Here is a 13,717-nt window from a genome sequence, read left to right on the forward strand (position 1 = left end):
GGGGCGCTGGCGGGGGGCCCCGCTCGGCGCCCCATGGTCGGGGCCGGGGACGTGTGGCGGGTTGCGCCGTTTTCAACCCGGGCCCCCCCGGGGGGGGGGGGGGGGGGGGGCGGGGGGCCCCCGCGCCTCCCGTCCGTTCGTCTGCCCGTTCCTTCCCGGAACGCGTGACGTGCCGTGCGGAACCGGGCGTACCTGCCGGATCAGGAGGACCAGGTACGCCCGGAACGAGCAGCGACGCCCGAAACGACTGGGGACGCGGAAGGACCGGGTACGCGACGCGACGCGACGCGGCGCGGAGTGACGTGCCGCCTGCCGGTCAGGACGGGGCGCCGGCCCGCCGCCCACCGCCGGTCCACGACCGGGTCCCACCGTCGTGCACGGCGAGCCGCGTCCGGTGCCCCGACGAGGTACCGCGTGCGCGGGCGATCGCGTCGGCCGCGGACACGAGCGTCAGGTGCGACAGCACCTGCGGCGTGTTGCCGATGTGGTGACCGGTCGCCCCGTCGATCTCCTCGGAGAGCATGCCGACGTCGTTCGCGTAACCGACCAGGACGTCCATCAGCCGTTCGGCGTCGGCGATGCGCCCGGAGGCGGCGTACTGCTCGACGAGCCAGAACGAGCACGCCAGGAACGGGTGCTCGGAGCCGGACAGCCCGTCGAAGCCCGCGGTGGTCCGGTACCGCAGGACCAGGCCGTGCTCGCCGACGCGGAGGTCCTGCTCGATCGCCGCGACCGTCCCCGTCATGCGGGGGTCGTCGGCGTGCAGGTACCCGATCTGCGGCAGGACGAGCAGGCTCGCGTCGACCTCGTCGGTGTCGTAGTGCTGCCGGTAGCTGCCGCGTTCGGCGTTCCAGCCGTGCTCCTCGATCTCCGCGCGGACCTCGTCGCGCAGGCTGCGCCACCGGTCGACGGGGCCCTCGAGGCCGAACTCCTCGACGGCCGCCACCCCGCGGTCGAAGGCGGCCCAGATCATCGCCCGGGAGTGCGTGAAGTGCCGCCGCGGTCCGCGCATCTCCCAGATGCCGTTGTCCGGCTGCTGCCAGTGCTCCTCGACGTAGCCGAGCAGGGCACGCTGCAGGGCCCACGAGTCCGCGTTCTCCTCGACACCGAGCTCGCGCGCGTCGTGCAGGGCGGCCAGCACCTCGCCGAAGACGTCCCCCTGGTACTGGGTCGACGCGCCGTTGCCGAGCCGGACCGGCGTCGAGTCGAGGTAGCCGGGGAGCTCGTCGAGCGTGCGCTCGGGCAGTTCGCGTTCGCCGGCGATGCCGTACATGATCTGCACGTCGGCAGGGTCACCCGCGATCGCACGGAGCAGCCACCCGCGCCAGTGCATCGCCTCGTCCCGGTAGCCGTGGGCGATGAGCGACGCGAGCGCCAGGGACGCGTCGCGGAGCCAGACGTACCGGTAGTCCCAGTTGCGTTCGCCACCCGGGTCCTCCGGGAGGCTCGTGGTCGCGGCCGCCACGACGCCGCCGGTCTGGCCGTGGGTCATCGCACGGAGCAGCAGCAGGGACCGTCGGCTCGCCTCGGCGTAGGGGCCCTCGGTGTGCGCGGTCGCCATCCAGTCGCGCCACCAGCGCTCCGTCGCCTGCAGTGCGGCGTCGACGTCGAGCGGCTCCGGTGGCTCGCGGTGCGACGGGTACCAGGTGAGCACGGTGTCGACGACGTCGCCGTCGTGCACCGTGACGGTGTGCGTGTGCCGGTGGTCGTCGGCCCGGAAGCGCACGCCACGGACCACCACCGAGCCCGGGCCGGCGGTCGCGAGGAGCGCCGGGTCCTCGTCACCGCCGATCTGCCGGACCCAGGGGAGCGCTCGGGCGTAGTCGAACCGGATGCGGAGCGTCTGCTCGACCTCGACCGAGCCCTGCAGGCCGCGGACCCGTCGGATGATCGCCGCGCGGTGGGCGCCGATCGGCATGAGGTCGGTGACCTCGACGACGCCGGTCGACGTCGTCCACACGGTGGAGAGCACGAGCGTGTCCGGGTGGTGGTGCCGTGTGCTCGTGGCGTCCGGGTCCGTCGGGCGGAGCGACCAGTGCCCGTGGTCCTCGGTCCCGAGCAGTGAGGCGAAGGTCGACGGGCTGTCGAAGCGCGGCAGGCACGCCCAGTCGATCGTCCCGTCGCGGCCGACGAGTGCGGCCGTGTGGGTGTCCCCGATGAGGGCGTGGTCCTCGATGCGGTTCGGCGGGGTGACGGTGCTCATGGCTCGATCCTGGCACCGGCGGCCGCCGTGCGGCCCGGCAGCGCTGAAGGTGTGCACAGCGGAGCCGACGGAGCTGCCGGTGCAGGGATCAGAGCGGGGCTGACGGGTCGGCGTCGACGAGGCCCACGCGAGCGAGCTCCGACCACATGCCGGCACCGTCCGGGGCGTACACCCACGGTGCGGACCCGGCGCGCGTCCGTTCCTGCGCGCGCGACCGACCACCGGCCAGGACCGCCTCGCTCGTGGACAGCTGCCGGACGGCGACACCGGCGACGTTTTCGGGGTGCTCCCGGGCGAACTCGCCGTAGAGCGTCTCGTCGTGCTGCCCGTCGTCACCGACCAGGAGCCACTGCACGTCCGGGAAGTCGCTCGCGAGTCGCCGCAGGTTCTGCTGCTTGTGCAACTGGCCGCTCCGGAAGAAGCGGTCGTGGGTCGGCCCCCAGTCCGTCAGCAGGAGCGTGCCGGTCGGGTACATGTTCCGGGTCAGGAAGCGTTGCAGCGTCGGCGCCACGTTCCACGCCCCGGTCGAGAGGTACACGGTCGGAGCGCCGGGGTGCTGCGCGAGCACGCGTTCGTACAGCACGGACATGCCCGGGACCGGGCGTCGGGCGTGCTCGGTCAGGACGAAGGAGTTCCACGCTGCGAGCATCGGGCGGGGGAGCGACGTCACCATCACCGTGTCGTCGATGTCGGACAGCAGACCGAAGCGCGTGTCCGGGTCCACGATGAAGACGTCGGCCTCGACGTCGCGCATCCCACCGGCCGAAAGGCGCACCGTCTGCCATCCGGGTTCGAGGTCGATCGGGACCTTCACGTCGACCACGCCGCCACGGTCGGACTGCACCACGTGGGTCGTGCCACCGGCCGTCACGGTGACCTCGGCGTCGTCGACGGCGACACTCGTGAAGCTCCGCCAGCCGCGCACGCCGTAGTAGGAGGCGTCGGACGCCAGGCCGCGTCGCGTCAGCAGGACACGGCAGAGCACGCGGATCCAGCCCGGTGCGCCGTAGCCCGTGTAGGGGATCACGGTCGGCACGAGCCCGCGACGCCGGGCCCGGTGCTCGCGGAACTCCTGGACGGCGTCCTCGATCCGAGCGGCCCGGTGGAGGATCGGTTCGGCCAACGACGGCTCGTGGGGCGTCGGGTCGGGCATGGCTCCATCCTCCCACGCGCGGGACCCCGGCGGCGGGCGGTGGACGACCACGACGGGGTGAGTCGCAGCGATGATCCAGCCGGTCTGTGCGAGAGTCCTTCCCGTCACATCCCACATGACCGCGCTCCGCCGGGAGCGCAAGAGGAGAACACGTGCTCGTCACCGAGGTATCGAACGCACTGCCGGGGGGATCATCACTGCTCAGGAACGAGCCGGTCCAAGCCCGCAGTTCGGCGCGCCTCGCGGGACTCCTCGACGCCGCGGCTGCCGTGATCGACGAGATCGGGTTCGAGCGACTGACCACCGCGATGGTGGCCGAGCGCGCGGGGGCGTCGATCGGCACGGTCTACCGGTACTTCCCGGACCGCATCGCCGTGGTCGAGGCGCTGGCGATCCGGAGCACCCAGCGGCTCGCCGAGCGCTTCCTCACCGCCCTCGACGAGAGCGACGCCACGACCTGGCAGGACGCGCACGACGCGCTCATCGACGCGACCGTCGAGATGTACCGCGCGGAGCCGGGCTTCCGCGCGATCCGCTTCGGTGACCCCGCGGACACCGGCACCGGTGACGCCGAGGACCGCATGGCTGCGCTGGGGGCAGCCGTCGCGCAGGTCCTGCACGACCGCTTCGGCTACCCGCTGGGCGAGCGTGCTGAGCGCGCCTGGGTCGTCCTGGCCGAGTCCGCGCACGCCGTGATCGCCCGGGCGCTCCGCGACCGGACCGCTCCCGACACCGCGCTCATCGAGGAGTACCGCACGATGAGCCGGGCGCACCTCGAGGCGGTCGCCGCAGCCGCCTGAACCGCGATCGGCCGGACGCGCGACGCGCCCGACCGGCGCACCGGACCATCCACCGACGCCCGTGCTCCCGAACAGGGAGTGCGGGCGTCGTTGTCCGCGAGCCGTCATGACCGGTCACGGTGGAACGCTGTCCTCGATGCGCGGGTACGCTCGTGCGGAGTCGGGCTACCTCCGAACAGAAGGGCACCCACATGATCGAGTTCCGCTCGGTGCGCAAGACGTACCCGGACGGCACCAACGCGGTCGACGACTTCAGCCTCGTCATCCCGTCGCGGACCACCACGGTCTTCGTCGGCTCCAGCGGCTGCGGCAAGACCACCCTGCTCCGCATGATCAACCGGATGGTCGACCCGTCGTCGGGGACCGTCGAGATCGACGGTGAGGACGTCGCCGGGGTCGACCCCGTGCAGCTCCGTCGCCGCATCGGCTACGTCATGCAGAACGCCGGCCTGCTGCCGCACCGCAAGGTCGCCGACAACATCGCGACCGTGCCGCTCCTGACGGGTGTCCCGAAGGGCGAGGCCCGTGCCCGGGCGCTCGAACTGATGGACACCGTCGGTCTCGACCGGGCGTTCGCGGACCGGTACCCCTCGCAGCTCTCCGGCGGACAGCAGCAGCGCGTCGGCGTGGCCCGCGGCCTCGCCGTCGACCCGAACGTCCTGCTCATGGACGAGCCGTTCGGCGCCGTCGACCCGCTCGTCCGCAACGACCTGCAGGACGAGCTCATCCGGTTGCAGCGCGAGCTCGGCAAGACCGTCGTCTTCGTGACCCACGACATCGACGAGGCGTTCAAGCTCGGCGACCAGGTCGTCATCCTCAAGAAGGGCGGCGAGATCGCGCAGCTCGGGACCCCCGCCGAGATCCTCGCCGAACCGGCGGACGACTTCGTCGCGAACTTCATCGGTGCCGGCCGCGGTCGGCGTGCCCTGCGCGTCGAGCAGACGCCGACCGGCCCGATCGTGGTCGACGGCGACGGCCGGGCAGCCGGTGTGCTCACCGGTCCGGTCCAGGTGGTCGACGCCGCAGCCGCGGTGCCACAGGCAGCAGAGGCCGGGGCGCGTGACACCGCCCCGGGTGCTCCGGCGCAGGGTGGGGGACCGCGGTGAACTGGATCCTGTCGAACCTCGACACGATCAGTGACGCCACGATCGCGCACCTCGCGATCGCGATCCCACCGATCATCATCAGCTTCCTGCTCTCCATCCCGATCGGCTGGGTGGTGGTCCGACTGCAGCGAGCGGGCGGATCCCGCTTCGCCGCCGGTCTGGGCAGCGGCATCGTTACCTTCGCGGGTCTCCTCTACGCGATCCCGTCCCTGGCGCTGTTCGTCGCCCTGCCCGGCATCATCGGGACGAGCCTGCAGAGCCCGGTCAACGTGATCATCAGCCTGACGATCTACGGTCTCGCGCTCATGGTCCGGTCGACGGTGGACGGCCTCTCCTCGGTCGACGCCGGCACGAAGGCGGCCTCGACCGCCATGGGGTACTCGGGCGTGCAGCGCTTCTTCCGAGTCGAGCTCCCGCTCGCCGGACCCGTGCTGCTCGCCGGCCTGCGGGTGATCGCGGTGTCGACGATCTCGCTCACGACCGTCGGCGCGGTGCTCGGCATCCAGAGCCTCGGCTCGCTGTTCACCGACGGACTCGCGCGCGGCATCTACGAGGAGATCCTCTCGGGCATCGTCATGGTGCTCGTGCTCGCCTTCGCCCTCGACGGCCTGCTCGTGCTGCTCGGACGGCTCGTCATGCCGTGGACACGGCGGGCGCCCCGGAGCCGTCGCGCCGCGCGTCGGGTCCTGCAGCGAGCGGAGGTCGCATCGTGATCATCGGAGAGGCGTTCGGCTGGGTGTTCGACCCGGCCAACTACGCCGGCGTCAACCCGATCCCCGAGCGGCTCTGGGAACACGTCTGGATCACCCTGCTCGCCGTGGTGATCGCAGCCGTGATCGCGGTCCCGATCGGGTACGCGATCGGGCACACGGGCCGGGCACGCGGGTTGTCCATCGCGCTGTCCGGCGGCATCAGGGCCCTCCCGACGCTCGGCGTGCTGTCCCTCTTCGGCCTGCTGCTCGGCATCGGGCTCGAGGCGCCGCTGCTGGCACTCGTGGTCCTGGCCGTCCCGTCGGTGCTCGCCGGGGCGTACGCGGGGATCGAGTCCGTCGACCCGGTCACGATCGACGCGGCGAAGGCCCAGGGCATGACCGGGTGGCAGGTGCTCTGGAAGGTCGAGATCCCGCTCGGGCTGCCGCTGCTCATCGGTGGCGTCCGGTCGGCCGTGCTCCAGGTCGTCGCCACCGCCACCCTGGCCGCCTACGTCGGCGCCGGGGGACTGGGCGGCTACTTCTTCCTCGGCCTCAAGACCCAGGACTACGCCGAGATGCTCGGCGCGTCCGTCCTCGTGATCGCGCTCGCGATCGCGTTCGAGATCGTGTTCGCCGCGCTGCAGCGGGCGTCGGTGCCGAAGGGCACCCTCGACCCGTCCGCGCGGCAGCGCCAGGGATCGCGCGAGCGAGCCCGCAATCCCATCCCGGAAGGAAACCCATCGTGACCACAGCACGGATCCGCGTCGCCCTCGCCGCCGCAACGGCACTCGGCGTCGCCGCAGCCCTGACCGGCTGCTCCTCTGGTGACCCGCTCAGCAGCGGCTCCAGCGCGTCGTCCGACTCGAAGACGATCGTCATCGGCTCGCAGCAGTACTACTCGAACGAGATCATCGCCGAGCTCTACGCGCAGGTGCTCGAGAAGGACGGCTTCACCGTCGAGCGCAACTTCAACATCGGGCAGCGCGAGGTCTACATCCCGCAGCTCGAGAAGGGCGCGATCGACGTCATGCCCGAGTACAGCGGCAACCTGCTGCAGTACTTCGACAAGGAGTCGACGGCCAAGAGCGCGGACCAGATCGACGAGGCGCTCGAGAAGGCCCTGCCGAAGGGCCTGCGCGTCCTCGACGAGGCCGACGCCACCGACCAGGACAGCTACACCGTGACGAAGCAGTTCTCCGAGGAGAACGACGTCACGAGCCTGGCCGACCTGAAGGACGTCAAGGAGAAGCTGACCGTCGGCGCGAACTCCGAGTTCCAGACCCGCCCGTACGGCCCCGATGGCCTGAAGTCGGTCTACGGCGTGGACGTCGACTTCAAGGCGGTCGAGGACTCCGGCGGCGCCCTGACGGTGAAGGCGCTCAAGGACGGCACCGTCCAGCTCGCCGACATCTACAGCGCGGACCCGAGCATCAAGGCGAACGACTTCGTCTCGCTCAAGGACCCGGAGAACCTGATCCTGCCGCAGAACGTCATCCCCGTGGTCTCCGACAAGGTCGACGAGAAGGCTGCTGATGCCATCGACGAGGTGAACGAGAAGCTCACCACCGACAAGCTCATCGAGCTCAACGAGAAGAGCGTCACGGACAAGGAGAAGGCCTCGCAGATCGCGAAGCAGTTCCTCCAGGACGAGGGTCTGCTCTAGTCGGTCGGCGCTCGGCGCCGATCAGCACTGAACGACAGGTGTCGGGCTTCGGCCCGGCACCTGTCGTCGTTCACGCGGAGGGTACCCGGGCACCGTCGTTCCGCACGATCGTGCCGACCAGTGCTTGTGCACATTCGTGCAGAGTGCCCCTCTACAACTTGTCGAAGCAGGTGTCCCGGCGGTAGCGTGGAGGTGTCCCGACGGGGTGACAAGTACCAGTTCCTCCTCCCGGAAGAGGCATCTCTCGTGCACGAACAGCGCGCGGCGGACCGGCTCGGACACGCCGCATGAACGACATCCTCGATCCCCTGATCCTGTCGCGGTGGCAGTTCGGTCTGACGACGATCTACCACTTCCTCTTCGTCCCGCTGACGATCGGCATGGCGCTCGTCGTCGCCGTCTTCCAGTCGGCGTGGGTGCGGACCGGGCGCGCTCACTACCTCCAGCTGACCCGTTTCTTCGGGCGCATCTTCCTCATCAACTTCGCGATGGGCGTCGTCACCGGCATCGTCCAGGAGTTCCAGTTCGGCATGAACTGGTCGAACTACTCGCGGTTCGTGGGCGACGTCTTCGGTGCCCCGCTCGCGCTCGAGGGCATCCTCGCGTTCTTCTTCGAGGCGGCGTTCATCGGCATCTGGATCTTCGGGTGGGACCGCCTGCCGCGGGCGCTGCACCTGGCGAGCATCTGGTGCGTCAGCGTCGGCACGATGATGTCGGCGTACTTCATCCTGGCGGCGAACGCCTTCATGCAGCACCCCGTCGGCTTCGCGATCAACGAGGCGAAGGGCCGCGCCGAGCTCACCGACATCTGGGCCGTCCTGACCAACAAGGTCGCGCTGGCCGCCTTCCCGCACACGCTCTTCGGGGCCTTCATGGTCGCCGCCTCGGTGATCATCGCGGTCGCGGCGTGGCACCTCGCACGCAACCAGAACCTCGAGACGATGATGCCGGCGCTCAAGTTCGGCATGTGGACGATGCTGGCGTCCGGTGCGCTGACCGTGCTGTCCGGCGACCAGCTCGGGCTTACGATGGTCGACACCCAGCCGATGAAGATGGCCGCGGCCGAGGCGCTCTACAACACCTCGACGGGCAAGGACGCCTCGTTCTCGATCTTCACGCTCGGCACCCCCGACGGTGTGCACGAACTGTTCTCGATCCGCATCCCGTACCTGCTCTCGTTCCTGTCGACGCACACCTTCACCGGCACGGTCGAGGGCATCAACGACCTGCAGGCGCAGTACACGCAGGTGTACGGCCCCGGCGACTACAAGCCGATCATCTGGGTGACCTACTGGTCGTTCCGCTGGATGATCGCCCTGGGTGTCGGCGCGGTGCTCGTGTCGGTCGTCGGCCTGTGGCTGACCCGCAAGGGCCGGTTCCCGTCGCAGCGCTGGGTCTGGCGCATCGCCACCTGGTCGGTCCCGCTGCCGATGGCCGCGATGATCATGGGCTGGGTCTTCACCGAGATGGGCCGCCAGCCGTGGCTCGTGTTCGGGCTGCTCCGCACGGCGGACGGCGTCTCGCCGAACGTCACCGGGGTCGAGGTCCTCATCTCCCTGGTCGTGTTCACGCTGATCTACGGCGCGCTCGCGGTCGTCGAGTTCCGGCTCATCAAGAAGGTCGCGCAGGAGGGCCCCGCCGCCCCTGCGAAGGTCGACGAGGTCACCGGCGAGGTCGAGCACGAAGTGACGGTGTACTGAGATGGATCTGCCAGTCCTGTGGTTCGCGATCGTCGGACTGTTCTTCGTCGGGTACTTCGTCCTCGACGGGTTCGACTTCGGTGTCGGGATGTCCCTGCCGTTCCTCGGCAAGGACGACACCGACCGACGCGTGTTGATCAACACGATCGGCCCGGTGTGGGACCTCAACGAGACCTGGGTCATCGTCGCCGGGGCCTGCCTGTTCGCGGCGTTCCCCGAGTGGTACGCGACGATGTTCTCCGGCTTCTACCTCGCCCTGCTGCTCATCCTCGTGGCGCTCATCGCCCGTGGGGTCTCGTTCGAGTACCGGCACCAGCGGAAGCACCCGGAGTGGAAGCGCCGGTTCGACCTGATGATCATCGTCGGCAGCGCCGTGCCGTCCTTCCTGTGGGGCGTCGCGTTCGGCAACGTCGTCCGCGGGATCCCGATGGACGCCGGGCACAACTTCACGGGCACGTTCCTCGACCTGCTGAACCCGTTCGCGCTGCTGACCGGCCTCGCGACCCTGATGGTGTTCTTCACGCACGGCGTCGTGTTCGTCGCACTGAAGACCGAGGGTGAGATCCGCGTGCGGGCGAAGCGCCTGGCGGTCCGGGCGGGCGTGCTGACGATCGTCGTCGGTGCCGCGTTCCTGGTGGCGATGGCGTTCGTGCGGGCGACGCCGGCGAGCCTGGTGCTCTCGGTCGTCGCGGCACTCGCGCTCGTCCTCGCCGTGCTCTGCACCGCGTGGGGCAAGGAGGGGCGGGCGTTCACGCTGATGGCGGTCACGATCGCCGCCGTGGTCCTGGCGATGTTCACCGCGATCTTCCCCGACGTCATGCCGGCGTCGAACGACCCGGCGAACAGCCTGACCGTGGTCAACGCGTCGAGCGGGCAGTACACGCTGACCGTGATGAGCTGGGTCGCGCTGATCTTCGTCCCGCTCGTGCTGGCCTACCAGGCCTGGACCTACTGGGTGTTCCGCAAGCGCGTCTCGCGGGCCCACATCGACCAGGCCGCGCACTAGGGGCTCCCGGTGAAGCCGCTCGATCCTCGTCTGCTGCGCCTGTCGCGTGCGGCGCGCTGGTCCGTCGTCGCGTCCGCGGGGACGGGCCTGGTCCGCACACTCGCGACGATCGGTGTCGCCTGGGGGATCGCGGCGGCCGTCACCCTCGGCGTCGACGCGGTGCGCGACGGGCGGCTCCCGGAGACGTTCGTCCCGACGCTGACACTGCTGGTCGGTGCGTTCGTCGTCCGTGCCGTCGCCGCCTGGGCGACGGACGACCTGGCGGCGCGGGCCGGGGCGACGGTGAAGAGCGAGCTCCGTGCGACCGTCCTCTCCCGAGTGGCCGAGCGCGGACCGTCCTGGCTCGCCGCCCGGTCGAGCGCCGGCTTCGCCACCGCGCTCGGCCCCGGGCTCGACGCCCTCGACGCCTACTTCGGGCGGTACGTCCCACAGCTCGCGCTCACGGCGGTCGCGACCCCGGTGCTCCTCGTCGCGATCGAGCTCGGTGACCTGACGAGCGCGGTCGTCATCGTGCTCGCGATGCCGGTGATCCCCGTGTTCATGGTGCTCATCGGTCTGGCGACCCAGGCGCTGCAGCGGCGGCAGGCCGACGCGCTCACCCGCCTCGGCGGCGCCTTCACCGAGGCGGTCGAGGGCCTCGCCACCCTCAAGGTCTTCGGACGTGCCCGCCGCCAGGTCGATCGCATCGGCACCGTCACCGACGAGTACCGGCGCGGCACCATCGGTGTCCTGCGTCTGTCCTTCGTCAGCGGCTTCGCCCTCGAACTCGCCGCGAGCCTGTCCGTCGCCCTCGTCGCGGTGTCGATCGGCGTCCGACTCGTCGACGGCTCGCTCGGCCTCGGCGCCGCGATGTTCGTCCTGGTGCTCGCCCCGGAGGCGTTCGCACCCCTCCGCCAGGTCGGCGCCGACTTCCACGCCGCCCAGGACGGCGTCGAGGCGTCCGGCGCCGTGCTCGACGTCCTCGACGACCGGGGACGCGACACGTCGACCAGCGCACCCGCGCCCGGCACCCCGGCCGCCGCGGCCACCGACCTGGTGCTCGAGGGCCTGGTGGTCCGTCGCCCCGACGTCGTCGTCGGACCGCTCGACGTGCGCGTCGCGCCCGGCACCGTCGTCGCCCTCGCCGGGCCCAGCGGGTCCGGCAAGTCCAGTCTCATCGCGGCGATCCGGGGTGTCCTCGCCCACGACGGCACGGTGACGGTGCCCGGTCCGGCCGACGCCACCCGCGCCGACCGCACGACCTGGGGTGACCAGCGTCCGCGCCTGGTGCGCGGCACGGTCGCCGAGAACGTCGCCCTGCACACGCGACCCGACGACCACGACGTGCGCCGCGCCCTGGGCGAGGCGGGGCTGGGGGTCGAGCCGAGCCTCCCGGTCGGACCCGGGGGAGCCGGTCTCTCGGGCGGTCAGGCGCAGCGCGTCGCGGTCGCCCGGGCCCTGTACCGGGCGCGTCGCGCCCGCACCCCGCTCGTCCTGCTCGACGAGCCGACGTCGGCCCTCGACGCCGACGCGGAGCAGATCGTCGTCGACGCCGTCCGGTCGCTCGCCGCCGACGGCGCGGTCGTCGTCGTGGCGAGCCACCGCCCCGCCGTGCTGGCCGCCGCCGACGTCCGCGTCGACCTCCGCCCCGGCGGAGCGGTGACCGTGACGCACCGACAGGAGGCACGCTCGTGAGCCGGGAGGCCCGTCCCACCCCCGTCCTGCGGCTGGCGCTCCCGCACGGGGCCGGCTGGGCGAAGGCGGTCGCCGCCGGCACGCTCAGCGCCGTCTGTGCGGTGGCGCTCCTGGCGGCGAGCGGCTACCTCATCACCCGCGCGGCCGAGCAGCCACCGATCCTCTACCTGACGCTCGTCATGGTCGGGGTGCGTGCGTTCGCCCTCGGCCGGGCCGCGCTGCGCTACGTCGACCGACTCGCCGGGCACGACGCGTCGTTCCGGCAGCTCGCCGTCGTCCGGACCGAGATGTACCGACGGCTCGCCTCGGTCGCGCCGGCCGGGCTCGGGGCGACCGGGCGCGGTGACCTGCTCACCCGGCTCGTCACGGACACCGACCGGCTGCAGGACCTGCCGATCCGCGTCGTCGGCCCGCTCGTGTCGGCCGGGGTCGTCGCCCTGCTCTCCGTCGTCGCGGTCGCGGTGGTCTGGTGGCCCGCGGCGGTGGTGCTCGTCGTCGCCCTCGCCGTCGCCGCGCTGCTCGGGACGGTCACGACCCTGTCCGTCGCGCGGCGATCGGACCGCGAGACGGCGGCCGAACGCGGACGGGTCGCGGACCTGGTGCTCGACACCGTCCGGACCCTCGACGTGTTCGCCGCGTACGGCACGCTGCCCGACCGCCTGGCCGGCATCGCCGCGCTCGACGCCCGCGTGACCCGCGCCGTCCGGCGTCGTGCGACCGTCGAGTCGCTCGTCGGGGCCCTCGTCGGCCTGGTCGGTGGCGGCGCCGTCGTCGGGGTGCTCGCGGTCGGTGCTCCCGCGGTCGTCTCGGGCGCGCTCGTCGGACCGCTCTGGGCGCTCGCCGTCTTCGTGCCGCTCGCACTCTTCGAGGTCGTCGGCGGGGTCCCGCTCGCCGTTCTGACGCTGCGCCGGGTCCGCGCCGCCGCGGAACGGGTCGAGGAGGTCGTCCCCGCGGAGCTCCCGGCCGGCATCGTGCCGGAGCCCGACGTGCCGGCCGACCCGTCGGACCTCGTCGTCGACGGGCCGGTGCGGGTGACGGTGCGGGACCTGACCGTGCGGTGGCCCGGCGCGTCGGCGCCCGCGGTGGACCGGGTGTCGTTCGACCTGTACCCGGGTGAGGTCGTCGTGCTCGAGGGGCCGAGCGGTGCCGGGAAGTCCACCCTCGTGGACGCCCTGGTGCGGTTCGTCGACCACGAGGGGTCGTACACGCTCGACGGGGTCGAGACGCGGTCGATGCACCCGGACGCGGTGCGCGCACGGGTCGGGCTCGTGGAGCAGGACCCGTTCGTGTTCGACCAGTCGGTGCGGCAGAACCTGCTCTTCGCGCGGGACACCGCGACGGACGCCGAGCTCAGCGACGTGCTCGACCGGGTCGGGCTCGGCCCGTGGGTCGCGGGGCGCGGTGGGCTCGACGCCCTGGTGGGGGAGCGCGGCGGACTGCTCTCCGGCGGGCAGGCGCACCGCCTCGCGCTCGCCCGGGCGCTGCTGCACGCGTTCCCGGTGCTGGTGCTCGACGAGCCGACCGCGGACGTCGACCCCGACCTCGGCGAAGCGGTGCTCCGCGACCTCGTCGGTGCGGCGCGGCGGGCCGGACGCACCGTGCTGGTCGTGTCCCACGTGCCGGTCCCGGCCGACCTGGTGGACCGGACCCTGCGGATGCGTGACGGACGCCTCGTCGAGGGGTGACCGCCTGCCGGACGGAGGATGCGTCGGCGGGACCG

At 71.7% G+C, this 13,717-nt stretch carries 11 protein-coding genes; 9 read left to right on the forward strand and 2 right to left on the reverse strand.

The genetic code is table 11. The features are described 5' to 3' along the window. Positions 1–316 precede the first annotated feature (316 nt). Together ACIQFY_RS00700 and ACIQFY_RS00705 are read right to left on the reverse strand one after the other, a co-directional pair. Positions 317–2,203 carry a glycoside hydrolase family 15 protein gene (locus tag ACIQFY_RS00700; RefSeq protein WP_400337818.1) on the reverse strand — a complete coding sequence of 629 codons (1,887 nt, stop codon included), beginning with the start codon at positions 2,201–2,203 and terminating at the stop codon, positions 317–319. 88 nt (positions 2,204–2,291) lie between these two features. Further along, a complete protein-coding gene (locus tag ACIQFY_RS00705; RefSeq protein WP_066653808.1) occupies positions 2,292–3,356 on the reverse strand; it encodes an App1 family protein in 1,065 nt (354 codons plus the stop codon). Between the two features lie 152 nt (positions 3,357–3,508). Between ACIQFY_RS00705 and ACIQFY_RS00710 the strand changes: the two genes are divergently transcribed. From ACIQFY_RS00710 to cydC, 9 genes are all read left to right on the forward strand, one after another. Further along, positions 3,509–4,156, forward strand: a complete 648-nt coding sequence (locus tag ACIQFY_RS00710; RefSeq protein WP_066653809.1) for a TetR/AcrR family transcriptional regulator — start codon at positions 3,509–3,511, stop codon at positions 4,154–4,156. 191 nt (positions 4,157–4,347) lie between these two features. Then, positions 4,348–5,262 carry an ABC transporter ATP-binding protein gene (locus ACIQFY_RS00715; protein ID WP_066653812.1) on the forward strand — a complete coding sequence of 305 codons (915 nt, stop codon included), beginning with the start codon at positions 4,348–4,350 and terminating at the stop codon, positions 5,260–5,262. Next, entirely contained in the window at positions 5,259–5,975 is a 717-nt protein-coding gene (locus ACIQFY_RS00720) for an ABC transporter permease subunit (protein ID WP_326496185.1), read from the forward strand. Before ACIQFY_RS00715 ends, ACIQFY_RS00720 begins: the two co-directional genes overlap by 4 nt. Further along, a complete protein-coding gene (locus ACIQFY_RS00725; protein WP_400337823.1) occupies positions 5,972–6,700 on the forward strand; it encodes an ABC transporter permease in 729 nt (242 codons plus the stop codon). Before ACIQFY_RS00720 ends, ACIQFY_RS00725 begins: the two co-directional genes overlap by 4 nt. Continuing rightward, entirely contained in the window at positions 6,697–7,617 is a 921-nt protein-coding gene (locus ACIQFY_RS00730) for an ABC transporter substrate-binding protein (RefSeq protein ID WP_400337826.1), read from the forward strand. Before ACIQFY_RS00725 ends, ACIQFY_RS00730 begins: the two co-directional genes overlap by 4 nt. A 287-nt stretch (positions 7,618–7,904) precedes the next feature. Further along, entirely contained in the window at positions 7,905–9,317 is a 1,413-nt protein-coding gene (locus ACIQFY_RS00735) for a cytochrome ubiquinol oxidase subunit I (RefSeq protein WP_400337829.1), read from the forward strand. Between the two features lies 1 nt (position 9,318). After that, positions 9,319–10,323 carry a cytochrome d ubiquinol oxidase subunit II gene (gene cydB / locus ACIQFY_RS00740; protein ID WP_326496181.1) on the forward strand — a complete coding sequence of 335 codons (1,005 nt, stop codon included), beginning with the start codon at positions 9,319–9,321 and terminating at the stop codon, positions 10,321–10,323. Between the two features lie 9 nt (positions 10,324–10,332). After that, the gene (gene cydD / locus ACIQFY_RS00745; RefSeq protein WP_400337832.1) at positions 10,333–11,997 is read left to right on the forward strand and encodes a thiol reductant ABC exporter subunit CydD; all 1,665 of its coding nucleotides are present in this window, start codon (positions 10,333–10,335) and stop codon (positions 11,995–11,997) included. Beyond that, positions 11,994–13,682, forward strand: coding sequence for a thiol reductant ABC exporter subunit CydC (gene cydC, locus ACIQFY_RS00750; RefSeq protein ID WP_400337834.1), 1,689 nt, complete (start codon positions 11,994–11,996; stop codon positions 13,680–13,682). Before cydD ends, cydC begins: the two co-directional genes overlap by 4 nt. The last annotated feature ends 35 nt before the right edge of the window (positions 13,683–13,717 follow it).

This window comes from Curtobacterium sp. NPDC092190 (genome assembly GCF_044755625.1).
GTDB lineage: Bacteria > Actinomycetota > Actinomycetes > Actinomycetales > Microbacteriaceae > Curtobacterium.

Coding starts and splice junctions, on each gene's coding strand:
- ACIQFY_RS00705 (WP_066653808.1), bottom strand. CDS start 3,356: ATGCCCGACCCGACGCCCCACGAGCCGTCGTTGGCCGAACCGATCCTC.
- cydB (WP_326496181.1), top strand. CDS start 9,319: ATGGATCTGCCAGTCCTGTGGTTCGCGATCGTCGGACTGTTCTTCGTC.
- ACIQFY_RS00735 (WP_400337829.1), top strand. CDS start 7,905: ATGAACGACATCCTCGATCCCCTGATCCTGTCGCGGTGGCAGTTCGGT.
- ACIQFY_RS00715 (WP_066653812.1), top strand. CDS start 4,348: ATGATCGAGTTCCGCTCGGTGCGCAAGACGTACCCGGACGGCACCAAC.
- ACIQFY_RS00700 (WP_400337818.1), bottom strand. CDS start 2,203: ATGAGCACCGTCACCCCGCCGAACCGCATCGAGGACCACGCCCTCATC.